Origin of the sequence: Streptomyces sp. NPDC020489, assembly GCF_044386545.1 — a bacterium.
Taxonomy (GTDB): Bacteria; Actinomycetota; Actinomycetes; order Streptomycetales; family Streptomycetaceae; genus Streptomyces.
Genome location: NZ_JBIRUZ010000001.1, coordinates 679,003 through 703,467, shown reverse-complemented (window position 1 = coordinate 703,467; position 24,465 = coordinate 679,003). Strand labels below are relative to the sequence as shown.

Genomic DNA, 24,465 nt, shown 5'->3' with positions numbered 1-24,465 from the left:
TTATCCCGGGGCCCGCCCGTTGGACGAACGACAGAAACGCTGTCGTACACATGCACCAGGAGGCACCCCGCGATGTCGGTTCCGCAGCTCAACGACGAGCCTCGCGGCGAGGAGATTCTCGCCGTCTTCGACACCGCCTTCGGCGAGCTCCTGGCCGCCGACCCGGCCGCGTTCCGCGTCAAGTTCCGCAAGATGGCGGCCTCCGCGTTCGCGTTCTACCGCGGGACGGCGTGCCTCTTCTACCACGACCTCGACGCGGAGAACGTCGGACGGGCGGGCGGGGACATACTGAGCGGCCCCTACCTGGACGAGCGCACCTCGCGCGTGTGGATCCACGGCGACCTGCACGCCGAGAACTTCGGCACGTACATGGACTCCACCGGCCGGCTGATCTTCAACGTCAACGACTTCGACGAGGCCTACGTCGGCCCCTTCACCTGGGACCTCAAGCGCTTCTGCGCCTCCATCGCGCTGATCGGGTACGCCAAGGCCCTCAGCGACGAGCAGATCACCGAGCTGGTGCGGGTGTACGGGGCCGCCTACCGCGAGCGGATCCGCGCCCTGGCCACCGGCGCCAAGAGCGACGAGGTGCCGCCCTTCACCCTGGACACCGCCGAGGGCCCGCTCCTGGACGCGCTGCGCGACGCCCGCGCGCTGACCCGCTTCGGCCTGCTGGACTCGATGACCGAGATCCGCGACTTCGAGCGCCGCTTCGCGCCCGGCGGCGGCTCCATCGAGCTGGACGCGGCCACCCGCTACAAGGTCCTCGCGGCCTTCGACGGCTACCTGGAGACGCTGCCGGAGACCTCGCTGGCCCGCCCCGACTCCTACCGCGTCAAGGACGTCGTGGGCCGCCGTGGCATCGGTATCGGCTCGGCGGGGCTGCCGTCGTACAACATCCTTCTCGAGGGCCACAGCGACGCCTTGGAGAACGACGTGGTGATCTACATCAAGCAGGCCCAGACCCCGGCGGTCTCCCGGCACATCACCGACCCGGCGATCCGCGACTACTTCCAGCACGAGGGCCACCGCACGGTGCTCTCCCAGCGCGCCCTCCAGCAGCACGCCGACCCGTGGCTGGGCTGGACCGAGCTGGACGGCTCGGGCCAGCTGGTCGCCGAGGTCTCGCCGTACGCGGTCGACCTGAACTGGGGCGACATCGACGACCCGGAGGAGATCGCGGCGGTCGTCGCCGACCTCGGCCGCGCCACGGCCACCATGCACGGGGCGGCGGACGACCAGTCCGGGGAGTCCCTGGTGCCCTTCTCCACCGAGCGGGCCATCGACGCGGCGATCGCCGCCGACGAGGAGGGCTTCGGCGAGCTGCTGGTCTCCTTCGCGCACGACTACGGCGCCCGCGCGCGTGCCGACCACCAGATCTTCGTGGACCTGTTCCGCAACGGCCGCATCCCGGGCCTGTAGACGGCCCCGCGGATCACGTGCGGGACGGAGGGCCCCGTGGGACCGATGACGGCGGGGCCGCTCACAGGGACCCTTTAGGGGTCTCTTACAGGCCCGCGTGACACACTCTCTGCGCTATGGACATATCCGGGACCCGACTGCGAGCGCTGCGCGCGGCACTGTTCACGGCACTCGTCGTGACGCTCAGCACCGCGTCGCACGTGCTGCTGTCCCGGGTCCCGCTCCCGCTGAACACGGTGGCCCTGGTGGCGGCCGCCGTGTTCGCCCTCGCCTACGCCCTGGCCGGCCGCGAGCGGGGCTTCGGGCGGATCGCCGCCCTGCTTCTCCCGCTGGAGTTGGCCGCCGACACCGTCTTCACCACCGGCCAGCACGTCTGCTACGGCGCCGCGGGCGGCCCGGTCACGGGCCCCCTGCGCTCGGTCGGCTGGGACGTGTTCTGCGGCGACGGCACCAACGTCGGCAGCCCGCTGGCCCGGGTGACCGGCACCGACACCGACCACCTCGCGGGCGCCCTCGCCCACGTCGATCCGTGGGCCGCCTGGCTGCTGCTGGGCGCGCACCTCGGCGTGGGCCTCCTCGCCGCCGGGTGGCTGCGCCGCGGCGAGCGGGCCCTGACCCAGCTGCTCGGCGCGGCGGCGGCGACCACGTTCCGTCCGCTCCTGCTGGCCGTGGCCGCGGTGACGGTACGGCGGGCCCCGGCGGCCCGCGGCCCGCGGCACCCCGGTCGCCGTACCCCCCTGGTCCGGGACCGGATCCTCGTGCACTCCCTGGGACGGCGTGGACCGCCGTGCCCGGCCGCTGTCGCCTGACCGGACAGCCCCCGAGCACCACCCAGTTCCCCTCTTTCGCATCCCGCGCACCAGGTGCGCATCCCAGGCATCCCGCACACGAGGTGTGCGCGTCCCCTTACGGAGATCCCCCATGAGCAAGCGCAACAGCCAGATGGCCAAGACGGCGGCCCGCGAGCGGCTGCGCCAGGAGCGCGAACGCCAGGCCAAGCGCGACAAGGTCAAGCGGCAGGTCATCGTCGCCTGCTCGATCGTCGGCGTCCTCGCGATAGCCGGCGGCATCGGCTACGCGGTCGTCCAGAACAACAAGCCGGACTACTGGGAGGCCGCCAAGAAGGACAAGCTCGTCAAGCCGGCCCACACCAGCGGCACCAACGGCACGACCGTCACCATCGGCAAGAGCACCGCCAAGAAGACCCTCGTCATGTACGAGGACCCGCGCTGCCCCGTCTGCGCCCAGTTCGAGCAGACCGTCGGCGCCACGGTGGACAAGGGCGTCGAGGACGGCAAGTACAAGATCGAGTTCGTCGGTGCCAGCTTCCTCGACAACGGCCTGGGCGGCGAGGGCTCCAAGAACGGTCTGAGCGCGCTCGGCGCGGCGCTCGACGTCAGCCCCGAGGCCTTCCTCGAGTACAAGACCGCGATGTACTCGGCGAAGTGGCACCCCGAGGAGTCCGACGACAAGTTCAAGGACGACGACTACCTCATCGAGATCGCGAACACGGTCGACGCCCTGAAGGGCAACAAGACGTTCCAGAACGCCGTGAAGAACGGCACCTACGACAAGTGGGCGCTGGAGATGTCCAAGAAGTTCGACGACAGCGGCGTCCAGGGCACCCCGACCCTGAAGATGGACGGCAAGGCGCTGACCGGCCCCGACGGCAAGAACGCGCCCATGACGGTGGCCGACTTCGACACGGCGATCACGGCGGCCCTCAAGGCCTGACCGTCCGTCCGACAAAGAGCGGGCGAACTTTTGCCGGTTCGCCCGCTCTCGTTCATACCGCTCAGTAACCTGATCGGTCGTGACCAGTAGATTCAGAGCATCCGAGCATCTCAACTCCCTGTCACCGCGCCGCCGTACGGTCGTCAAGGCCGCGGCGGCCGGCGCTGTTCTGGCCGGTCCGCTCGCCGCCGCGCTGCCGGCCCGGGCCGCCGCCGACACCCCCGCCTTCCTGCACGGGATCGCCTCCGGGGACCCGCTGCCCGACGGGGTCCTGCTGTGGACCCGGGTGACGCCCACCGCCGAGGCGATACCCGGCTCCGGGCTCGGCCCGGACACCGAGGTGGGCTGGGTCGTCGCCCGGGACAAGGCGTTCACGGACATCGTCGCCAAGGGCTCCGTCACCGCGACCGCCGCCTCCGACCACACCGTCAAGGCCGACGTCCGCGGCCTGGAACCGTCCACCGACTACTGGTTCCGGTTCTCCGCGGGCGGCACCGACTCCCCGGCGGCGCGCACCCGCACCGCGCCGGCGGTGGACGCGGCCGTCGCGGGCCTCCGCTTCGGCGTGGTCTCCTGCGCCAACTGGGAGGCCGGCTACTTCTCCGCGTACCGCCATCTCGCGGCCCGCGGCGACCTGGACGCCTGGCTGCACCTGGGCGACTACGTCTACGAGTACGGCACCGGCGAGTACGGCACCCGCGACACCGTCGTACGCCCGCACGCGCCCACCCACGAGATCCTCACGCTGGCCGACTACCGCACCCGGCACGGCAGGTACAAGACCGACCCCGACCTCCAGGCCCTGCACGCGGTGGCGCCCGTCGTCGCGATCTGGGACGACCACGAGTTCGCCAACGACGCCTGGTCGGGCGGGGCGGAGAACCACACCGAGGGCGCGGAAGGCGCCTGGGCCGCCCGTCAGGCCGCCGCCAGGCAGGCCTACTTCGAGTGGATGCCGGTGCGCACCGCGGTCGCCGGCACCACCTACCGGCGGCTGCGCTTCGGCAAGCTGGCGGACCTGTCGCTGCTGGACCTGCGCTCGTACCGCTCCCAGCAGGTGGCCGTCGGCAACGGCTCGGTCGACGACCCGGACCGTACGATCACCGGCCGCGCCCAGCTCGACTGGCTGAAGGCGGGGCTGAAGTCGTCGGACACCACCTGGCGGCTGGTCGGCAACTCGGTGATGATCTCGCCGTTCGCCATCGGCTCGCTCTCCGCGGACCTCCTGAGGCCGCTCGCCGAGCTGCTGGGCCTGCCGAAGGAGGGACTCGCCCTCAACACCGACCAGTGGGACGGCTACACGGACGACCGCCGCGAGCTCCTGGCCCATCTGCGCGCGAACGCGATCCGCAACACCGTGTTCCTGACCGGCGACATCCACATGGCGTGGGCCAACGACGTGCCGGTCGACGCCGGCACCTACCCGCTGTCGGCCTCGGCCGCCACGGAGTTCGTCGTCACCTCGGTCACCTCCGACAACCTCGACGACATCCTCAAGGTCCCCGAGGGCGCGGTCTCCGCGGTCGCCGCACCGGTCATCAGGGCCGCCAACCGGCATGTGCACTGGGTCGACACGGACCGGCACGGCTACGGCGTCCTGGACATCACCGCCGAGCGGGCGCAGATGGACTACTACGTGCTGTCCGACAAGACGCAGGCGAACGCCACCTCCGCCTGGGCCCGTTCGTACCGCACGCGCAGCGGCACCCAGAAGGTCGAGCGGACCTACCGCCCCGTGTGAGTCGAATTCCGGCCAACGCCGACCAGGCGGCCCGTGTCCCGAATCCGGACACTCTGCCCGCCTGGTCGGCGGGATGGCCGATTTCAGGCCTGCCCGTTCGAGATCCCGATTGGCTGAATCGTTTCTCCACGGCTTTGACCATGTACACGTAATGTCCGGGCGGCGGCCAGGAAAGACCCCTGCGCCGCTCCTCCCCAACGCATCAGCTAGGAGTCAGCATGCGTGCGCTCGCCCGGATAACCCCCTCTACGCGCAGACGCCTTCTCGGCACGGCCGTCATGGCCGGAACCTTGCTGCTCACCCCCCTGTCGGCGCCCACCGGTGTCGCGGCGGCCCAGGCTCCGGCCGCCGACTGCGCCGACACCGACACCCACGCCGCGGCCCGCGAGGCCCACCCCGGTCACGGGGGCGGAAACGTCGCCGAGCCCAACGAGATCAGTGCCGCCAAGGCCCAGTCGATGGACGCCGCGCTGCGCGCCAAGCTCGACAAGCTGCCCTCCTCCGGCAGCCGCAGCCTCGCCGCGGCCGCCTCGACGACCATCCCCGTGTACTTCCACGTCGTCCACAACGGCACGACCGGCAAGCTCACCTCGACCGACATCTCCGCCCAGCTGAACGTCCTGAACGCGGCCTACGCCGGCCAGGGCACCGGAAACGTCGACTCCGGCTACCAGTTCACCCTCGCCGGCACCGACTACACCGACAACGCGGCCTGGTACAACGTCGGTTACGGCTCCGCGGAGGAGAAGGCGATGAAGTCCGCCCTGCGCAAGGGCGGCGCGAACGCGCTCAACGTCTACACCGCCAACCTCGGCGACGGCCTCCTCGGCTGGGCCACCTTCCCCAGCTCCTACAGGTCCAGCCCGAGCATGGACGGCGTCGTCCTCCTGGACACGTCCCTGCCCGGCGGCTCGGCCACCAACTACAACAAGGGCGACACCGCCACCCACGAGGTCGGCCACTGGATGGGGCTCTACCACACCTTCCAGGGCGGCTGCAGCGGCAAGGGCGACTACGTCGACGACACCCCTGCCGAGAAGAGCGCCGCCTACGAGTGCCCGACCGGCCGCGACACCTGCACCACCAAGGCGGGCGTCGACCCGATCCACAACTTCATGGACTACACCTACGACGACTGCATGTACCAGTTCACCTCCGGCCAGGTGACCCGCATGCAGCAGAACTGGGCCGCCTACCGCGCCGCGGGCTGAGCCTGAGGCCTGTTGTCCGGCGCGGCCGCCTTCACAACAGGCCCTAGAGGGACTCCAGGAAGCCGAGCGCCACCCGCCAGGTGGCCTCGGCGGCCTCCTCGTCCCAGTCCGGCAGGTCGGGGTCGGTGTAGAGATGGCCGGCCCCGGCGTACCGGTACACCTCCACGTCGGCGCCCGCCCGGCCCATCTGGAGATACCAGGAGCTCAGCCAGTCGTCCGTCTCGAACTGGTCCGGCTCGGCGACATGCAGCTGCACCGGCAGGTCGTCCACGGCCGCGTTGGCGGCGATGTCCGAGGTGCCGTGCAGAAGCAGCAGCCCGCGCGCCCGCTCGTCGCCGAGGGCGAGGGTCTGCGCGACGGAGGCGCCGAACGAGAACCCGGCGTAGACGAGCCCCCGCTCCGAGTAGGGCGCGGCGGCCAGCACGGCCCGCTTGAGCAGTTCGTCCTTGCCGACGCTCTCCTTGAACTCCATGCCGTCCTCGACCGTCTCGAACGTGCGCCCCTCGAAGAGGTCCGGCGTCCACACCTCGTGTCCGGCGGCGCGCAGCCGGTCGGCGGCCTGGCGCACGGCGGGCCTCAGGCCGTAGGTCGAGTGAAAGAGCATGATGTTCATGAGGCCATGGTGCCAGCAGGGACCGACACCGCCGGTCCGCGGCCGTACCCACTTCCGCGCCGAAGTCACATGTTCATGACCGCCCGGGGCCGGTTAGGTTCGGGGTCATGGAGAACGTACTCCGCCCCCTGATCGTGATCGGTGGCTCGATCCTGCTCACGCTGGTGATCGGCTGGGCCACGGACCTGGTGCTGCGCAAGATCGACGCCCGGCAGAGCGACACGCCGTTGTGGGACCTGCTGCGCCGCGGCCGGATCCCCTACCAGCTCGTCATCTGCGCGGCCCTGCTCAGAGGGGCGTATGACAGCGCGAAGGTTCTGGAGAGGCACCGGGTCGGCATCGGGCAGACCCTGACGCTGGTCCTGATCGGTTCGGTGGCCTGGCTGGTGGTCCGGATCGTCTCGGCGATAGTCGAGGCCACGTACCGGCGCTACTCGCGGGCCCAGCGCGACCTCGCCCGGGTCCGGCGGGTCCGTACCCAGGTGACACTGATCACACGGGTGGTCACCGCGATCGTCGGTGTGGTGGCGGTGGCGGCGATGCTGCTGACGTTCCCGGCGATGCGCGCGGCCGGTGCCTCGCTGCTGGCCTCGGCCGGCATCCTCGGCATCGTCGCCGGTGTCGCGGCGCAGTCCACGCTGAGCAACATGTTCGCCGGGTTCCAGATCGCGTTCGGCGACATGGTGCGCATCGGGGACACGGTCGTGGTGGACGGCGAGTGGGGCACGGTCGAGGAGATCACCCTGACCTTCCTGACCGTGCGGACCTGGGACGAGCGCCGGATCACGATGCCGGTGTCCTACTTCACCTCCAAGCCGTTCGAGAACTGGTCGCGCGGCGGGGCCCAGATGACCGGCATCGTCTACTGGCACCTCGACCACTCGGCGCCGATGGACGCGATGCGCCGGCAGCTGCGCGACATCCTGCGCGACTGCCCTGCCTGGGACGGCCGCGCCTGCGACCTGACCGTCACCGACTCCACCCCGAACACCATGCAGGTGCGTGCCCTGGTGACCGCCAAGGACGCGGACGACATCTGGACGGTCCGGGTCACGGTCCGCGAGCGCATGCTGCGCTGGCTCTGCGAGCAGCACCCGTACGCCCTGCCCCGCGTCAACACCGCGGACGCGGCCCTGCCGCACAGCGTCCACGGCAACCGCCCGTCCCACGACCGCGCCCACCGCCGGGCCTACGAGCCCCCGAGGACGAGCCGCTGACCGACCCCGGCACCCCCGGTGACCCGCGCGAGCCGTGAAGTACCGCACATCTCGGCGGAGCGGCAGACCACCGGGGGCGCCGGGGACACCCGCCTCGACCACTCATCACCCTCGAAGCCAACGCCCCCGCTCCGCGCCCCTGTTGGCAACAGCACCCGCCCGCCGGGCTCGGCGAGCCGGCCCTTGAGGGCCTCGGTGAGCAGCGCGGCGGTCAGCAGGTCGCGATGGTCGTACGACCGCCGGGTCACCGCAGACTGCGCACGTCCAGGTGCCGCAGCACCCGGTCCACCACCTCGGGGTCCGCCCCCGGTTCGCTGCGCGCCGCGAGCACCTCGTGCCGGGCCGCGCTCAGCATCTCGCCGTGGATCCGCCGCACCCGCTTCAGCCGGCGCACCCGCTGCTCGTGCGCCTCCCGTCGCTCCTCGTCCCCCATGTCCGGACTGATCCGCACGCCGATCTCGAAGGCCCGCCGCAGCATCTGCTCGGACAGCTCCTCCGGCAGCTCCTCGACCTCCTCGATCTCCCGCAGCCTGCGCTTGGCCGCCTTGGCCGCCCGGGTCGCCAGCGCCTTCTCGAACTGCTTCTCGTGCTCGGTGTCGGCCTTCACCCCGAGCTTGCGCACGAGCCACGGCAGGGTCAGGCCCTGAAGCACGAGGGTCGCCATGATGACGCCGAACGCGATGAACACGATCTCGTCCCGGTCCGGGAAGGCGGACCCGTCCTCGGTGTTCAGCGGGATCGCCAGCGCCAGCGCCACGGACGCCACCCCGCGCATCCCGGACCACCACATCACGACGGTCTCCCGCCAGCTCATCGGGACCTCCTCGGCGTAGTCCTGCTTGGCGTGCAGCCGCTTGGCGACCCAGGTCGCGGGCAGCAGCCACACCAGCCGAACGAGGATGACGACCCCGACGATCGCGGCCGCCCAGCCGAGCAGTTCGCCCCACCGACCGGACGCGGTCCGCACCGCGTTGTGCAGCTCCAGGCCGATCAGCCCGAACGCCACCCCGGTCACCAGCGTGTCGACGATGTCCCAGAAGGTGTGCCCGGCGAGCCGGGTGAGCACGTCGTCGGCGTCGGTGGCGTACTCGGCGAGGAAGAGGGCGGTGGCGAGCACGGCCAGCACCCCCGAGCCGTGCAGCTCCTCGGCCGCCACATAGGAGGCGTACGGCACGAGGAGGGTCAGGCCGATCTGGAGGGTCGGGTCGTCGAGCAGATCCATGAGCCGGTTGGCACCCCAGCCGAGCCCGACCCCGACGGCGATGGCGACGACCGCGGAGAGCACCAGCTCCAGCGCGGCCTCCCCGACCGCGAACGAGCCACTGACGGCCGCCGCGATCGCCACGTGGTACAGCACGATCGCCGTGACGTCGTTGAAGAGCCCCTCGCCCTCCAGGATCGACACCAGCCGGCGCGGCAGCCCGAGCTGCCCGGCGACGGCGGTCGCCGCGACCGGGTCGGGCGGCGCCACCAGCGCGCCCAGCGCCACGGCGGCGGCGATCGGCAGGCCCGGCACGATCGCGTGGGCGACGACGGCCACACACAGGGTGGTGACGAACACCAGGGCCACGGCCAGCAGGAAGATCGGCCTGATGTTGGCCGTGAACTGCCGCCAGGAGGTCCGCCGCACGGCAGCGTAGAGCAGCGGGGGCAGCAGCAGCGGAAGGATCAGGTCCGGCGGGATCTCGACGTTCGGCACGAACTCGAGCAGCGCCAGCACGATCCCGAGCAGGGTCATCAGCACCGGCGCCGGCAATTTCAGCCGGTCGCCGACCGGGACGCTCACCACGGCCCCGAGCAACAGCACGAACAACAGGGCCAACTGATCCACGGTCAGCACTCCGATGGGGTTCTCGGCGTTCGGACGACAGACCTCAAGCCTGCCACGCCGCCGTTCCCACCAGCGCTTTCGGCCCCCGCGCTACAGCGCGCGCCGCATTCCGCGGTGCGGGATCCCCGCCTCCGGGTACTCCGGCCCGTAGGCCTCGTAGCCCAGCCGCTCGTAGAACCCCAGCGCGTGCGTCTGGGCGTGCAGGTCCACCGCGGCGAGCCCACGCGCGCGTGCCGCGTCCTCGATCGCCCGCACGAGCGCGACGCCGACCCCGAGCCCGCGGGCCTCCTTGGTGACGGCGAGCCGCCCGAGCAGGCCGAGCGTCAGATCGCCGCCGACCTTCTCCGCGGCCTCGGAGCCGTGCAGCAACCGCCCGGTGCCCAGCGGCACCCCGTCCTCCCGCACGGCCAGTACATGCACCGCGACGGCGTCGTAGGCGTCGTACTCCAGGTCCTCCGGCACCCCCTGCTCGGCGACGAAGACCTCCTTGCGCACCGCGAAGCACAGCTCGCGGTCGGCGGGGTCCTCGGCGACGCGCACGGTGTACGACGGCAGGCTCATCCGTACGTCTCCTCGCGGACCTGGTCCAGGGCCTGCTGGAGGTCGTCCGGGTAGTCGCTCGCGAACTCCGCCCACTCCCCGTCCCCGGGGTGCTCGAAGCCGAGGCGGACGGCGTGCAGCCACTGCCGGGTCAGCCGCAGCCGCTTGGCGAGCGTCGGGTCGGCGCCGTAGGTGAGGTCGCCCACGCAAGGATGGCGGTGGGCGGCCATGTGGACGCGGATCTGGTGGGTGCGGCCGGTCTCCAGCTTCACGTCGAGCAGGGAGGCCGCGCGGAACGCCTCGATGAGGTCGTAGTGGGTGACCGACGCCTTGCCCTCGGCGGTGACCGCCCACTTGTAGTCGTGCTGCGGGTGGCGGCCGATGGGGGCGTCGATGGTGCCGCTCGTCGGGTCCGGGTGGCCCTGGACCAGGGTGTGGTAGCGCTTGTCGACCGTGCGCTCCTTGAACTGGCGCTTGAGCGAGGTGTACGCGCGCTCGGACTTCGCGACCACCATCAGACCCGAGGTGCCGACGTCCAGGCGGTGCACGATGCCCTGGCGCTCGGCGGCGCCGGAGGTCGAGATGCGGTACCCGGCCGCGGCGAGGCCACCGATGACGGTCGGGCCGGTCCAGCCGGGGCTGGGGTGCGCGGCGACGCCGACCGGCTTGACGATCACGACCACGTCGTCGTCGTCGTGCACGATCTCCATGCCCTCGACCGGCTCGGCGACGACCTGCACGGGCGCGGGCGCCTGCGGCATCTCCACCTCGAGCCAGGCGCCGCCGTGCACCCGCTCGGACTTCCCGACCACCGAGCCGTCGACCGTGACCTTCCCCGCCGCGGCGAGCTCGGCGGCCTTGGTACGGGAGAAGCCGAACATGCGGGAGATGGCGGCGTCGACACGCTCGCCCTCCAGGCCGTCGGGCACGGGCAGGGTGCGGATCTCGGGAATCGTGCTCACCCGTCGAGTATGCCGGACGGCACCGACAGCCCCGACCGCGCCTGTGGATCAGTGCCCGGGGAGCGGTCCCCGCGGATCAGTCCTTGTGGACCGTGCCGTCCGGGTCCAGGCCCTTGAAGGACAGCAGCACGATCAGGATGCCGCCGCACACGATCGCCGAGTCCGCCAGGTTGAACACCGCGAAGTGCTTGGGCGCGATGAAGTCCACGACCGCGCCCTCGAAGACACCCGGCGAGCGGAAGATCCGGTCGGTGAGGTTGCCGAGCGCGCCGCCGAGGAGCAGGCCGAGCGCGATCGCCCAGGGCAGGCTGTAGAGCTTGCGGGCGAGCCGGGCGATCACCACGATCACGGCCGCCGCGATCACCGTGAAGATCACGGTGAAGGCCTCGCCGAAGCCGAAGGCCGCGCCCGCGTTGCGGATCGCCTCGAACTTCAGCCAGTCCCCGATGATCTCGATCGACGCGTGGTGCTCCAGCTTGGCGACCACGATCATCTTGCTGACCAGGTCGAGGGCGTACGCGAACGTGGCGACCGCGAACAGCACGGCGATCCGCCGCCTGCCCCTGGGCGGCGCCTCGGCGCTCCGCTGCCCCTCCGCACCGGCTGACTGCTCCGGCTCGGTCTCCGCCCCCTCCGGGGAGTCCGGCGTACCGATGATGCGCTCCGCCTCTGCCACGTGAGTCCCTCGACTAGGTACCTGACTGAGCACGAGGGTACGTCACGCCCCCTGGCACCCTCAGTACCGGCGTTCCTGCTTCTGCTTGCACTCCACGCAGAGGGTGGCCCGCGGGAACGCCTGCATGCGCGCCTTGCCGATGGGGTTGCCGCAGTTCTCGCACAGGCCGTAGGTGCCCGCGTCGAGCCGCTCCAGGGCGCGCTCGGTCTGGAGCAGCATCTCGCGCGCGTTGGCCGCGAGGGCCATCTCGTGCTCGCGCGTGATGTTCTTGGTGCCGGTGTCCGCCTGGTCGTCGCCGGCGCCGTCCCCGGAGTCCCGCATCAGACCCGCGAGGGACTCCTCGGACGACGTGATCTCGGTGCGCAGCCGCAGCGCCTCGGACTGGAGCTCGGCGCGCGCCTCCTCGACCTCCTCCGGTGTCCAGGGGTCCTCGCCGGGGCGGACCGCGAGTTCGCCCGGCTCCACCGCCGCGGCGAGGCGTGCCTTGGGGACCGCGGTCTTCGCCGCCGTGGCCGTGCCAGGAGTCTTCTTCGCAACCACCGTCGTGGCTCCCGTCTGCTTCGCGGCCTCGGCCGCGCCCGCCTTCTTGGCCGTGCTCTCGGTACCGGCCGCGCTCTTCGTGCCGGTCGTGCTCTTCGCGGAGGTGCTCCGCGCGGTGGCCGTCTTCTTCACGGCCGCCTTCTTCGCTGCGGAGGTCGTCTTCTTGGCCGCGGCAGTCGTCTTCTTGGCCGCTGCGGTCGTCTTCGATGCCACTGCCGTGTTCTTGGCCGCAGCGGTCGTCTTCTTGGCCGCGGCAGTCGTCTTCTTCGCCGCTGCGGTCGTCCTCGACGCCACCGCCGTGTTCTTAGCCGCCGCTGCCGTCTTCTTCACCGCCGTGGTCCTCGACGCCGTCCTCCCCGCGGTCTTCCTCGCGGCGGCCGTCCCGGCCGCCTCTCTTCCGGGCCCCTCCTCCTCCACGGCCTTCCGCGCGGGAGCCGCCTTGGACGCCGCGGCCTTCTTGGCCGCGGTCTTCTTCGCGGGGCTCTTGGCCGCCGTCTTCCGCACGGCCTCGCCCACCGCCTTCACCGCCTTGGTCACCTTGGCGGCACGCCCTTCCGCACCCCCCTGTGCGCTCTTCTTCCCGCCCACGTCCTTGGCCGCACCGACGGAGGCCTTGGCAGCCCCCGAACTGCCCGACGCCGACTGCTGTACGGCGGTCTTCTTCGCCACCATGGCCGCGGCCCCTTCACATATTGTGATCTTGCACGCGAATCGTGCTGGGACGATAAATCGACTTGAGTCCCGCGGCAACGGGGCACACCGCCCGATTCGCCCGGCTCACGCGGGGGCGCGCCGAGCCTGCATGCGTTGTGCCCAGCTCCCCGCCGGGTAATCCGCCGTGCCGTACGTCCCGGGATCCGCTCGCGCGCACCGCTCCATTCGGGTCACCCCCACCGCCCGCCACCCCCGCAGCCCGGACCCGGAAATCCGGTCGGCCGCTGTCGGTGCGGCGCCGTACACTGGGCGGAGCGAAAAGCGTGGATGGGGACGAGTAGCGGCGTACGCGGCCAAGAGCGACCCGGGGACGGTGGGAGCCCGGGGGCGAGCGCGACGCGAAGATCACCCCGGAGCCGCCGGAAGAAACCCCGCGAGGGGCGGTAGACCCGGCATCGCGACCCCAATGAGGGGGCTCACCGGTGGGGAAGGCACACCGGGGAGCCAAGGAGGGTGGTACCGCGGGAGCGCGCCGACGACGGCGTACAGCATTCGGCTCTCGTCCCTCCGGACGGAAGGCAGCAAGTCCGCCGGAGGAAGCTCGCTGATGACAACGCCGATGTACCGCCAGGTGCCCGCCCAGGTCGACCTGCCCGCCCTCGAGCACGCCGTGCTCGACTTCTGGCGCGAGCAGAAGATCTTCGCCAAGACCCTGGAGCAGTCCGAGGGCCGCCCGGAGTGGGTGTTCTACGAGGGCCCGCCCACCGCCAACGGCATGCCCGGCGCCCACCACATCGAGGCGCGCGTCTTCAAGGACGTCTTCCCCCGCTTCCGCACCATGCGCGGCTACCACGTGGCCCGCAAGGCCGGCTGGGACTGCCACGGCCTGCCGGTGGAGCTGGCGGTCGAGAAGGAGCTCGGCTTCAGCGGCAAGAAGGACATCGAGGCGTACGGCATCGCCGAGTTCAACGCCAAGTGCCGCGAGTCCGTGACCCGCCACACCGACGCCTTCGAGGCGCTCACGACCCGCATGGGGTACTGGACCGACCTCCAGGACCCGTACCGCACGATGGACCCCGAGTACATCGAGTCGGTCTGGTGGTCGCTGAAGACGATCTTCGACAAGGGTCTGCTGGTCCAGGACCACCGCGTCGCCCCTTGGTGCCCGCGCTGCGGCACCGGCCTCTCGGACCACGAGCTGGCGCAGGGCTACGAGACGGTCGTCGACCCGTCCGTGTACGTCCGTTTCCCGCTCACCTCCGGTCCGCTCGCCGGTGAGGCCGCGCTCCTGGTGTGGACGACGACCCCCTGGACCCTGGTGTCCAACACGGCGGTCGCCGCGCACCCGGAGGTCACCTACGTCGTCGCCACCGACGGCCAGGAGAAGCTCGTGGTCGCCGAGCCGCTGCTCGCCAGGGCGCTCGGCGAGGGCTGGCAGACCACCGGCCAGTCCTTCACCGGCGCCGAGATGGAGCGCTGGACCTATCAACGTCCCTTCGAGCTCGTGGAGTTCCCGGAGGCGGCGCATTTCGTCGTCAACGCCGAGTACGTCACGACCGAGGACGGTACGGGCCTGGTCCACCAGTCCCCCGCCTTCGGTGAGGACGACCTCAAGGTCTGCCGCGCCTACGGCCTGCCCGTGGTCAACCCCGTCCGCCCGGACGGCACGTTCGAGGAAGACGTCCCGCTGGTAGGCGGCGTCTTCTTCAAGAAGGCGGACGAACAGCTCACCGAGGACCTCCAGCAGCGCGGCCTCCTCTTCAAGCACATCCCGTACGAGCACAGCTACCCGCACTGCTGGCGCTGTCACACCGCGCTCCTCTACTACGCGCAGCCGTCCTGGTACATCCGCACCACCGCGCTGAAGGACCGCCTCCTCCAGGAGAACGAGAACACCAACTGGTTCCCGGAGACGGTCAAGCACGGCCGCTTCGGCGACTGGCTCCAGAACAACATCGACTGGGCGCTGTCCCGCAACCGCTACTGGGGCACCCCGCTGCCGATCTGGCGCTGCGAGGACGACCACCTCACGGTCGTCGGCTCCCGCGCCGAGCTCACCGAGCTGACCGGCACGGACCACTCGGACCTCGACCCGCACCGCCCGTTCATCGACGAGGTCACCTTCGCGTGCCCGCAGTGCGAGAAGACGGCCACGCGCGTGCCGGAGGTCATCGACGCCTGGTACGACTCGGGTTCCATGCCGTTCGCACAGTGGGGCTACCCGTACAAGAACAAGGAACTGTTCGAGTCCCGCTACCCGGCGCAGTTCATCTCCGAGGCCATCGACCAGACGCGCGGCTGGTTCTACACGCTGATGGCCGTGGGCACCCTGGTCTTCGACAAGTCCTCGTACGAGAACGTCGTCTGCCTCGGCCACATCCTCGCCGAGGACGGCCGCAAGATGTCCAAGCACCTGGGCAACACCCTGGAGCCCATCCCGCTGATGGACCGGCACGGGGCGGACGCGGTGCGCTGGTTCATGGCGGCCGGCGGCTCCCCCTGGGCGGCCCGCCGCGTCGGCCACGGCACGATCCAGGAGGTGGTGAGGAAGACACTCCTCACCTACTGGAACACGGTCGCCTTCCAGGCCCTGTACGCCCGTACGTCGAACTGGGCGCCCAGCGAGGCCGACCCGGCCCCGGCCGACCGCCCGGTCCTGGACCGCTGGCTGCTGTCCGAGCTCCACGCCCTCACCGATCAGGTGACCCAGGCTCTGGAGGCGTACGACACCCAGCGCGCCGGCAAGCTCCTGTCGGCGTTCGTCGACGACCTCTCCAACTGGTACGTCCGCCGCTCCCGGCGCCGGTTCTGGCAGGGCGACAAGGCCGCGCTGCGCACCCTGCACGAGGTCGTCGAGACGGTGACCAAGCTGATGGCCCCGCTCACCCCGTTCATCACCGAGCGGGTCTGGCAGGACCTGGTCGTGCCGGTCACCCCGGGCGCCCCGGAGTCGGTGCACCTGACCTCGTGGCCGGAGGCGGACCTGACCGCCATCGACCCGGAGCTGTCGAAGCAGATGGTCCTGGTGCGCCGGCTCGTCGAGCTGGGCCGGGCCACGCGCGCGGAGTCGGGCGTGAAGACCCGCCAGCCGCTGTCCCGGGCGCTCATCGCGGCGACCGGTTTCGACGCCCTCGACCGCGAACTGCACGCGCAGATCACGGAGGAGCTGAACGTGAGCGCGCTCGCGTCCCTCGCCGAGGTCGGCGGCAGCCTGGTGGACACCACCGCGAAGGCCAACTTCCGCGCCCTGGGCAAGCGTTTCGGCAAGCGCGTCCAGGACGTGGCCAAGGCCGTCGCGAACGCGGACGCCGCCGCGCTCTCCCTCGCGCTGCGCGAGGGCACGGCATCGGTGGAGGTCGACGGCGAGACGGTCACGCTCGCCCCCGACGAGGTGATCATCACGGAGACCCCGCGCGAGGGCTGGTCGGTCGCCTCCGACTCCGGTGCCACGGTCGCCCTGGACCTGGAGATCACCGAGGAGCTCCGCCAGGCCGGCCTCGCGCGTGACGCGATCCGCCTGATCCAGGAGGCCCGCAAGAACAGCGGCCTCGACGTGGCCGACCGCATCGCGCTGCGCTGGACCTCCACCGACCCGGCGGTGGCCGAGGCCCTGACCGAGCACACGGGGCTGATCTCCGACGAGGTCCTGGCGACGGACTTCGGCCAGGGAGAGGCGGACGACACCTACGGCGAGGCCTTCACCGACGAGGGCCTGTCACTGACGTTCCGCCTGCGCAAGGCGTAACCGACACGGCGCCCAAGGGGCCCGGACTCCCCAACGGAGCCGGGCCCTTCGCCCTGCCCCGCCCCCGAACAAGGACCGCGAGGACCCCCGCGACCGACGGAGCGCGCCCCGCCCTTGCCAGGGGACGCGAGGCCCTACGCCAGGGCCACCTCACCCCCGCCCGAGGCCCGCGACGAACCGCGCCCACCCGGGCACCACCGCCGCAGGGATGCGACGAACCGCGCACGCCCGGGCAGCACCGGCCCGCCCCTGAAGGGACGCGACGAAGGGCACAAAAAAGGGCGAGGCCCCGGGTCACAACCCGGGGCCTCGCCCTGAACGCTGCCGACGCCTGAGGCGTACTACCTCTCGTCAGTTGTCGTCCTCGTCGATGAGGAAGCCGCGCATCGGCGACGGAGCCTGGCCCATCGGGCCGGGGCCCTGCGGCCGGACCGGAGCCATCGGCTGGGTCATCGCGGGCGACATCTGCTGCTGGCCGCCGTAGGACGGACCCGCCGGGGACGGGCCGCCGCCCATGCCGCCCGGGTTGCCGCCGTACGACGGGGCGCTCGCGCCGGCCGGGGCCATGGAGGGCGCCGGGGACGGCGGCAGCGACGCGGTCGCCGGGGTGCGCGGCGGGGCCAGCGAGTCGTCGGCCTGAGTCTCCAACTGACGCAGCTGCGACTCGAGGTAGGACTTCAGGCGGGTGCGGTACTCGCGCTCGAAGCCACGCAGGTCCTCGACCTTGCGCTCCAGCGTGGCGCGGGCGGACTCCAGGGAGCCCATCGCGACGCGGTGCTTCTCCTGCGCGTCCCGCTCCAGGGCGTCGGCCTTGGCACGGGCGTCACGCTCGAGACCCTCGGCACGCGAACGCGCCTCGCCGACGATCTTGTTGGCCTCGGAACGGGCCTCCGCGATCGCCTGGTCGGCGGTCTGCTGGGCCAGCGACAGGACTCGCGCGGCGCTGTCGCCACCGGGACCCTGACCGGGGCCGCCCATGCCGCCCATGGGGCCGCCCATCGGGCCACCCATCTGCTGCTGCATGGGGGGCTGGCCGCCCATCGGGCCCTGGCCCATGGGCCCCTGGCCCATCGGACCGTGCCCCTGGCCCATCGGGCCGGGACCCTGCGGGCCACCCTGACCGCCGGGACCGGCGGGCAGCTGCGGCGCACCGCTCGGCAGCTGGGGCGGACCGCCCATGGGGCCGCCCATCTGCTGCTGCGGCGGGCCCGATATGCCGGCCGGCACCGGGGCGCCGGGACCGGGGCCACGCATGCCCTGCTGCGGCATGCCCTGCTGGGGCATACCCTGCTGTTGCATTCCGCCCTGCTGCTGATCCTGGGGGCCGCCGGGGCCCTCCGGAGGCTTGCGCATGTTCTGCTGGTTCTGCGCAGCGGCACGCGTCGCCGCGGCCAGCTTGGCGCGCAGGTCCTCGTTCTCGCGCAGCAGGCGCGTCAGTTCGGCTTCGACCTCATCGAGGAAGGCATCGACCTCGTCCTCGTCATAGCCTTCTCGGAGGCGGACGGTCGTGAACTGCTTGTTCCGCACGTCCTCGGGGGTCAACGGCATCTCTTCACCTCAACGTAGTCATCGGCAGTCGGCAGGACCGTATCGTCCACTGTCACCTCGCGAGATTGCCCACGATAGAGATCAAGATGTAGACGATGATCATCAGTACGAAGAAGGACAGGTCGAGCGCCACGCCCCCGAGACGCAGCGGCGGAATGAACCGCCGCAGAAGCTTCAGCGGTGGATCGGTGACAGTGTAGGTGGCCTCCAGAACGACCACCATCGCCTTGCCAGGTTGCCACGAGCGGGCGAACTGGAAGACGTAGTCCATGACCAACCGGAAGATGAGCACGATGAGGAACACCATCAGCGCGATGTAGATCACCTGCGCGAACACGCCCATGGTCTGTGTTTCCCTCTCCCCTGCTCGTACGTCTTACCGGTCGTCTGTCTCAGCTCTGATTGAAGAACCCGCCCTCTGCGATACGGGCCTTGTCCTCCGCCGTGACATCGACGTTAGCAGGCGACAACAGGAACACCTTCTGCGTCACCCGCTCGATGCTGCCGTGAAGACCAAACACCAAACCGGCCGCAAAGTCGACAAGTCGCTTGGCGTCTGTGTCATCCATCTCAGTCAGATTCATGATCACCGGGGTGCCCTCACGGAAGTGTTCCCCGATGGTACGGGCCTCGTTGTAGGTCCGTGGGTGAAGCGTGGTGATCCGGTAAGGCTCTCGTTCCGACACGACCTTGGGCATGATCACCGGTGCGTTCTTCTCCAGGCTTGCGCGTTCTTGTGTGATGGACGCCACGGGCGCGATCCGCGCCGGACGCCCGGATTCAGCGGCGAGCGAAGCGGAACGGGCGGCCGGTTCGCGCGGCACCGACGGCTGCACGATTCGCACCTCTTCGTCCCTTTGGGACTGATGTGCACTGTGCGCCTGGTGCACCGGTTCATGCCGCCGGTGGTCACGCTCGGGCTCCGGGTCCAGTTCGGGTTCGAAGTCGTCGTCGGGGTCGAATCCGCGGCCGTCGTACCCATCGTCCTCCACGAGGCCGAGGTAGACCGCCATCTTGCGCATCGCGCCGGCCATTCTCTGAGTCCTCCGCTCTGTGGTGGATCGGCTGACGACTGCCAAGTGCCCGCGATCCACGTGGTCGTTACACCCGCCTTCCGGCGGTAATGACCATATTTTCTGCTGTGGTCCGACTTCCTGGCGACGTTACCCGAGCCTCGGGCGGACTCCGAGTACCGCCGTACCGACGCGCACATGTGTCGCTCCGGCCGCCACGGCCTGTTCGAGGTCCGCACTCATTCCTGCCGAGACCATGTTCGCAGCCGGATGACTTCGGCGCAGGTCGGTCGACAAATCCATCAACCGCTCGAACGCCGCCTGTTGGCGACCCGCGTACTCCCCGGTGAGCGGCGCGACGGTCATCAGCCCGTCGAGCCGCAGCCCCGGGGCGCCGGCGACCAGATCGGCCAACTCCCCGATCCCGCCCGGCGCGACACCTCCGCGCTCCCCCCGCTCGCTCTCCCCGGCGTCGAGCGCGACCTGGAGCAGACACCCCACCTCGCGCCCGGCCCGTACGGCCTCCTTCGACAGGGCCGTCACCAGCTTCGAACGATCGACGGACTGCACGAGATCCGCGTAACCGACCACGGATCGAACCTTGTTGGTCTGAAGCTGTCCGACGAAATGCCAGTCGAGGGGCAGATCCGAGCATGCGGCCGCCTTGGGTGCCGCGTCCTGGTCCTTGTTCTCGGCGACGGCGCGCACGCCGAGGTCGGACAGGATCCGCACATCGCTCGCGGGGTAGGTCTTGGTGACCACGATCAGGGTCACCTCCTCGCGCTTGCGGCCCGCGGCCGCGCACGCGGCGGCGATCCGCTCCTCCACCTTCGCCAGATTCGCGGCGAGTTCGTCCTTACGGTCCGTCATGCTCTCTCAGCCCAGCCAGACATATCCCGCGAGTCGCCCCGTGGTGCGATCGCGACGGTAGGAGAAGTGGTCGCCCGACTCGAGCGTGCACACCGGCGACTGCTCCCGGTCGCGCACCCCGAGCCGTTCGAGCTGCGCGTGCACCCCGGCGGTCACGTCCACCGCGGGTGTGCCCCAGCTCGTCTCGGCGTACGCCGCCGGCTCGATCGCGGCGACCTCGGCGCGCATCGCGTCCGGCACCTCGTAGCACCGGCCGCAGACGGCGGGTCCGGTGCGGGCGACGATCCGGACGGGGTCGGCGCCGAGTTCGACCATGGCCCGCACGGCGGCGGGGACGACCCCTGCGATCATGCCGGGCCGTCCCGCGTGCACCGCGCCGACGACCCCGGCGACCGGGTCGGCGAGCAGTACGGGCGTGCAGTCCGCGGTGAGGACGGCGAGGGCGAGACCCCGCTCGGTGGTGACGATCGCGTCCACCTCCGGCACCGGCCGGTCGCCCCAGGGCTCCGCGACCACGGCCACGTCCGCCCCGTGCACCTGGTTCATCCAGACCACCCGGACGGGGTCGAGCCCCAGCGACTTGGCGGCCAGTTCACGGTTGGTGCGGACGGCGTCGGCGGCGTCCCCGACCGCCCCGCCGAGGTTGAGCTCCTCGTACGGAACGGCGCTCACCCCGCCCCACCGGTCGGTGAAGGCGAAGTGGGCGCCGCTCGCAGTGCTCGTTGCGGAGCGCTGTCCTATCACTTCAGGAAGTCCGGCACGTCCAGTTCCTCGGCCGCGCTGTCCGAGTAGGACCGCGAGGGCGGGACCGGCGGGGCGACCGGGAGGTCGGCCACCGGCTCGGGCGCGGGCTCCGGGTCCTCCTTCGGCGTGACGCTGCCGAGCGAGCCGAAGGACGGGCGGGACTCGGTCTGCCGTACCGGGGTGGGCTCCTCCCGGCGGGCCGGGGAGGAGGAGGTCGAGCCGAGGACGGTGTCCCGGCGGGTCGGCGGCTGGCCGCCGTCGAAGCCGGCGGCGATGACCGTGACGCGCACCTCGTCGCCGAGGGCGTCGTCGATGACCGCGCCGAAGATGATGTTCGCCTCGGGGTGGGCGGCCTCGGAGACCAGTTGGGCGGCCTCGTTGATCTCGAACAGGCCGAGGTCGGAGCCACCGGAGATGGAGAGCAGCACACCGCGGGCGCCGTCGATGGACGCCTCCAGCAGCGGCGAGGAGATCGCCATCTCGGCGGCGGCCACCGCGCGGTCGTCGCCGCGGGCCGAGCCGATGCCCATGAGGGCCGAACCGGCCTCGGACATGACCGACTTGACGTCGGCGAAGTCGAGGTTGATCAGGCCGGGCGTGGTGATGAGGTCGGTGATGCCCTGAACGCCGGAGAGCAGGACCTGGTCGGCCGACTTGAAGGCGTCGAGCACCGAGACCTGGCGGTCCGAGATGGACAGCAGTCGGTCGTTGGGGATGACGATTAGGGTGTCGACCTCTTCGCGGAGTTCCGCGATGCCGTCCTCGGCCTGGTTGGCGCGGCGCCGGCCCTCGAAGGTGAACGGGCGGGTGACCACGCCGATGGTGAGGGCGCCGAGGTTGCGCGCGATGTTGGCCACGACGGGTGCGCCGCCGGTGCCGGTGCCGCCGCCTTCACCGGCCGTCACGAAGACCATGTCGGCCCCCTTGAGGACCTCCTCGATCTCCTCGCGGTGGTCCTCGGCGGCCTTGCGTCCGACGGCCGGGTTGGCGCCGGCGCCGAGTCCGCGGGTGAGTTCACGGCCGACGTCGAGCTTGACGTCGGCGTCGCTCATCAACAGCGCCTGCGCGTCGGTGTTGATGGCGATGAACTCGACGCCCTTGAGACCGACCTCGATCATCCGGTTGATGGCATTGACACCACCGCCGCCGACACCGATGACTTTGATGACTGCGAGGTAGTTCTGCGGTGCTGCCACGTCGAAGGCCTCTCGCCTCGAGTTACGTGTCGTCGTATCGCGGGTGTTGCGATGCGACGACGGATGCCGAATGGGACGGTCCATAGCGCCGACCCGAACCCTAACGTTGAAGTTTAGGGTTACCAGTGTGTCTGTTCCCTGGAGTCTTCTGAACAGGACACTAAGTCGACAAGTGGCGCACGTTCAACGAACACGCCGAACCTCCCGTTTTTCTTTTCACCCTATGTGATCAGCCGTAGCGGTAGCCAACCAGGGTGCTGGCCTGCACGGATGAACGTCAACTCCCTGATGACGCAGGGGCGGTGGGAACCGAGACGTCGAAGTGCCGCGCGTCCGGCACCGCTTTCATGAGAGCGTCGAGCGTACGGGCCTTCGCGGCCCCCTTCTCGCCACTCCCCCACGCGACGGTGCGACCGTCGCTCAACTCCAGCGAGATGTCGTCGTAGGAACGCACCTTGACGGTCCGGGTGCTCTTCGCGACGGCGGCCGGGATGTGACCGGCGACCCGCACCGCCTCGCGCACCAGCCGGTCCTCGCCGAAGCGGCGCAGGCTCGGGGCGGCGGAACCCGACTCGGAGACCGTCAATTCCAGCGCGGGGACGCCTTTCGGGGCCCGGGAAACCGTGGCAAAACGGACGCCGTCGTCGTCCACTTCGGCAAACTTTCCGCCCTTTTCGACAATCAGAACCGGAGTGCGCTCAACCACTTTCAGGTCGATTCCATGGGGCCAGGAACGAGCCACATCAACCGCGTCAATTCGGGGCAATTTCCGGAGCAACCGTGCCTCGATCGCGTCGGTGTCGACGGAAATCAGCGGCGCCCCGGTCGGCACATCGGCGGCCTCGCGCACCTGTGCGGGCGTCAGAACGCCGGTGCCCGAGACCGCCACGCGCTCCACGCGCAGCCACTGCGAGCCGTACAGGGCCCACAGGGAGCCCGCGCCGAGCAGGACCAGCGCGACGGCGAGGACGACGACCGTCCGGGGCCGCGGCACCCGCAACCGGCGGACGGGCGGCGGGCCGGACGACTCCTGCTGGCGTTCACCGCGCTCGGCGGTCGTCGTTCCGGCCACGCTGCCTGCCCTTCGCTCTACGTGGAAACGCCGTGCCTAGCGGTGTGCACGGCTGGCGGCGATCGCCTCGTACACCATGCCGACGAGCAGCTCGTCGGCGTCCCGGCGGCCGAACTCGGCGGCGGCGCGGGACATCTCGTACAGCCGGTGCGGGTCGGCGAGGACGGGCAGGACCTGCTGCTGCACCCACTCGGGGGTCAGCTCCGCGTCGTCGACCAGCAGACCGCCGCCCGCCTTGACCACCGGCTGGGCGTTGAGCCGCTGTTCGCCGTTGCCGATGGGCAGCGGGACGTAGGCGGCCGGGAGCCCGACGGCGGAGAGTTCGGCGACGGTCATCGCGCCCGCGCGGCAGAGCATCATGTCGGCCGCGGCGTACGCGAGGTCCATCCGGTCCACGTACGGTACCGGGATGTACGGGGGCATCCCCGGCATCTGCTGCACGTGCGGCAGTTCGTTCTTCGGGCCGACCGCGTGCAGGATCTGGATGCCGGCCTGCTGGAGCCAGGGCGCGACCTGCTGGACGACCTCGTTGAGGCGGCGGGCGCCCTGCGAGCCGCCGGAGACCAGCAGGGTCGGCAGGTTCGGGTCCAGGCCGAACATCGCCCGGGCCTCGGGACGGGCGGCGGCCCGGTCCAGGGTGGCGATGGTCCGGCGCAGCGGGATGCCGATGTAGCGGGCGTCGCGGAGCTTGCTGTCCGGGGTGGAGACGGCGACCCTGGCGGCGTAGCGGGAGCCGATCTTGTTGGCGAGGCCGGGGCGGGCGTTCGCCTCGTGCACCACGATCGGCACGCCGAGCCGCTTGGCGGCGAGGTAGGCGGGCAGGGCCACGTACCCGCCGAAGCCGACCACGGCGTCCGCCTTGGTGCGCTCCAGGATCTGCTCCGCGGCCTTGATGGTGCCGCGCAGCCGGCCCGGGACGGTGATCAGCTCGGGGGTGGGCTTGCGCGGCAGGGGCACGGCCGGGATCAGCGCGAGCTCGTAGCCGCGCTCGGGGACGAGCCGGGTCTCCAGGCCGCGCTCCGTGCCCAGGGCCGTGATCCCCACGGTGGGGTCCTGCCTGCGCAGGGCGTCCGCGAGGGCGAGCGCGGGCTCGATGTGGCCGGCGGTCCCCCCACCGGCGAGTACGACATGCACCG

Annotated in this window: 22 protein-coding genes; 7 read left to right on the top strand and 15 right to left on the bottom strand. The window is 70.9% G+C overall.

The features are described 5' to 3' along the window. The first annotated feature begins 72 nt into the window (after positions 1-72). From ACH41F_RS03140 to ACH41F_RS03120, 5 genes are all read left to right on the top strand, one after another. Complete coding sequence (locus ACH41F_RS03140; protein ID WP_391230038.1) at positions 73-1,422, top strand: DUF2252 family protein; 1,350 nt, start codon at positions 73-75, stop codon at positions 1,420-1,422. Between the two features lie 116 nt (positions 1,423-1,538). Then, positions 1,539-2,231, top strand: coding sequence for a hypothetical protein (locus ACH41F_RS03135; RefSeq protein WP_398832497.1), 693 nt, complete (start codon positions 1,539-1,541; stop codon positions 2,229-2,231). 112 nt (positions 2,232-2,343) lie between these two features. After that, positions 2,344-3,156, top strand: coding sequence for a DsbA family protein (locus ACH41F_RS03130; RefSeq protein WP_398832494.1), 813 nt, complete (start codon positions 2,344-2,346; stop codon positions 3,154-3,156). A 79-nt stretch (positions 3,157-3,235) separates the two neighbouring features. After that, the gene (locus ACH41F_RS03125; RefSeq protein WP_398832492.1) at positions 3,236-4,897 is read left to right on the top strand and encodes an alkaline phosphatase D family protein; all 1,662 of its coding nucleotides are present in this window, start codon (positions 3,236-3,238) and stop codon (positions 4,895-4,897) included. A gap of 218 nt (positions 4,898-5,115) precedes the next feature. Beyond that, positions 5,116-6,108 carry a zinc metalloprotease gene (locus ACH41F_RS03120; RefSeq protein ID WP_398832489.1) on the top strand — a complete coding sequence of 331 codons (993 nt, stop codon included), beginning with the start codon at positions 5,116-5,118 and terminating at the stop codon, positions 6,106-6,108. Between the two features lie 43 nt (positions 6,109-6,151). Here ACH41F_RS03120 and ACH41F_RS03115 read toward each other — a convergent pair whose 3' ends face one another. Then, positions 6,152-6,721 carry a dienelactone hydrolase family protein gene (locus ACH41F_RS03115; protein ID WP_391230024.1) on the bottom strand — a complete coding sequence of 190 codons (570 nt, stop codon included), beginning with the start codon at positions 6,719-6,721 and terminating at the stop codon, positions 6,152-6,154. Positions 6,722-6,828: 107 nt separating this feature from the next. Here ACH41F_RS03115 and ACH41F_RS03110 point away from each other — a divergent pair, with 107 nt between their 5' ends. After that, positions 6,829-7,938: a mechanosensitive ion channel domain-containing protein gene (locus tag ACH41F_RS03110; protein WP_391230022.1), complete on the top strand. Its 1,110-nt coding sequence runs from the start codon at positions 6,829-6,831 to the stop codon at positions 7,936-7,938. Here ACH41F_RS03110 and ACH41F_RS03105 read toward each other — a convergent pair. The 6 genes from ACH41F_RS03105 to ACH41F_RS03080 form a co-directional block, all read right to left on the bottom strand. Further along, positions 7,911-8,186: a hypothetical protein gene (locus ACH41F_RS03105; protein ID WP_398832485.1), complete on the bottom strand. Its 276-nt coding sequence runs from the start codon at positions 8,184-8,186 to the stop codon at positions 7,911-7,913. The genes ACH41F_RS03110 and ACH41F_RS03105 overlap by 28 nt on opposite strands. Next, the gene (locus ACH41F_RS03100) at positions 8,183-9,769 is read right to left on the bottom strand and encodes a Na+/H+ antiporter (RefSeq protein WP_391230019.1); all 1,587 of its coding nucleotides are present in this window, start codon (positions 9,767-9,769) and stop codon (positions 8,183-8,185) included. Before ACH41F_RS03100 ends, ACH41F_RS03105 begins: the two co-directional genes overlap by 4 nt. A gap of 90 nt (positions 9,770-9,859) precedes the next feature. Continuing rightward, positions 9,860-10,330: a GNAT family N-acetyltransferase gene (locus ACH41F_RS03095; protein ID WP_398832479.1), complete on the bottom strand. Its 471-nt coding sequence runs from the start codon at positions 10,328-10,330 to the stop codon at positions 9,860-9,862. Continuing rightward, positions 10,327-11,271: an RluA family pseudouridine synthase gene (locus ACH41F_RS03090; protein WP_391230014.1), complete on the bottom strand. Its 945-nt coding sequence runs from the start codon at positions 11,269-11,271 to the stop codon at positions 10,327-10,329. The genes ACH41F_RS03095 and ACH41F_RS03090 overlap by 4 nt, the downstream gene beginning before the upstream one ends. A 76-nt stretch (positions 11,272-11,347) precedes the next feature. After that, complete coding sequence (lspA, locus tag ACH41F_RS03085; protein ID WP_391230012.1) at positions 11,348-11,947, bottom strand: signal peptidase II; 600 nt, start codon at positions 11,945-11,947, stop codon at positions 11,348-11,350. Positions 11,948-12,007: 60 nt separating this feature from the next. Further along, positions 12,008-13,159 carry a TraR/DksA family transcriptional regulator gene (locus ACH41F_RS03080; protein WP_398832477.1) on the bottom strand — a complete coding sequence of 384 codons (1,152 nt, stop codon included), beginning with the start codon at positions 13,157-13,159 and terminating at the stop codon, positions 12,008-12,010. A gap of 589 nt (positions 13,160-13,748) precedes the next feature. Here ACH41F_RS03080 and ileS point away from each other — a divergent pair. Then, positions 13,749-16,886, top strand: coding sequence for an isoleucine--tRNA ligase (gene ileS, locus ACH41F_RS03075; protein WP_398832475.1), 3,138 nt, complete (start codon positions 13,749-13,751; stop codon positions 16,884-16,886). Between the two features lie 351 nt (positions 16,887-17,237). Here ileS and ACH41F_RS03070 read toward each other — a convergent pair whose 3' ends face one another. The 8 genes from ACH41F_RS03070 to murG form a co-directional block, all read right to left on the bottom strand. Further along, positions 17,238-18,434, bottom strand: a complete 1,197-nt coding sequence (locus ACH41F_RS03070) for a DivIVA domain-containing protein (RefSeq protein WP_391230008.1) — start codon at positions 18,432-18,434, stop codon at positions 17,238-17,240. Between the two features lie 52 nt (positions 18,435-18,486). Then, positions 18,487-18,777, bottom strand: a complete 291-nt coding sequence (locus ACH41F_RS03065) for a YggT family protein (RefSeq protein WP_037937545.1) — start codon at positions 18,775-18,777, stop codon at positions 18,487-18,489. Positions 18,778-18,826: 49 nt separating this feature from the next. Further along, positions 18,827-19,468, bottom strand: coding sequence for a cell division protein SepF (locus ACH41F_RS03060; protein ID WP_391230006.1), 642 nt, complete (start codon positions 19,466-19,468; stop codon positions 18,827-18,829). 129 nt (positions 19,469-19,597) lie between these two features. Next, positions 19,598-20,317, bottom strand: a complete 720-nt coding sequence (locus tag ACH41F_RS03055) for a YggS family pyridoxal phosphate-dependent enzyme (RefSeq protein ID WP_391230004.1) — start codon at positions 20,315-20,317, stop codon at positions 19,598-19,600. Between the two features lie 6 nt (positions 20,318-20,323). Next, entirely contained in the window at positions 20,324-21,061 is a 738-nt protein-coding gene (gene pgeF, locus ACH41F_RS03050) for a peptidoglycan editing factor PgeF (protein WP_391230002.1), read from the bottom strand. Next, on the bottom strand, positions 21,058-22,257 hold the full coding sequence (ftsZ, locus tag ACH41F_RS03045) for a cell division protein FtsZ (RefSeq protein ID WP_391230000.1): 1,200 nt from the start codon (positions 22,255-22,257) through the stop codon (positions 21,058-21,060). The genes pgeF and ftsZ overlap by 4 nt, the downstream gene beginning before the upstream one ends. A 277-nt stretch (positions 22,258-22,534) precedes the next feature. Next, positions 22,535-23,329: an FtsQ-type POTRA domain-containing protein gene (locus ACH41F_RS03040; RefSeq protein WP_391229998.1), complete on the bottom strand. Its 795-nt coding sequence runs from the start codon at positions 23,327-23,329 to the stop codon at positions 22,535-22,537. Positions 23,330-23,365: 36 nt separating this feature from the next. Beyond that, entirely contained in the window at positions 23,366-24,463 is a 1,098-nt protein-coding gene (gene murG / locus ACH41F_RS03035; protein WP_391229996.1) for an undecaprenyldiphospho-muramoylpentapeptide beta-N-acetylglucosaminyltransferase, read from the bottom strand. Positions 24,464-24,465 lie beyond the last annotated feature (2 nt).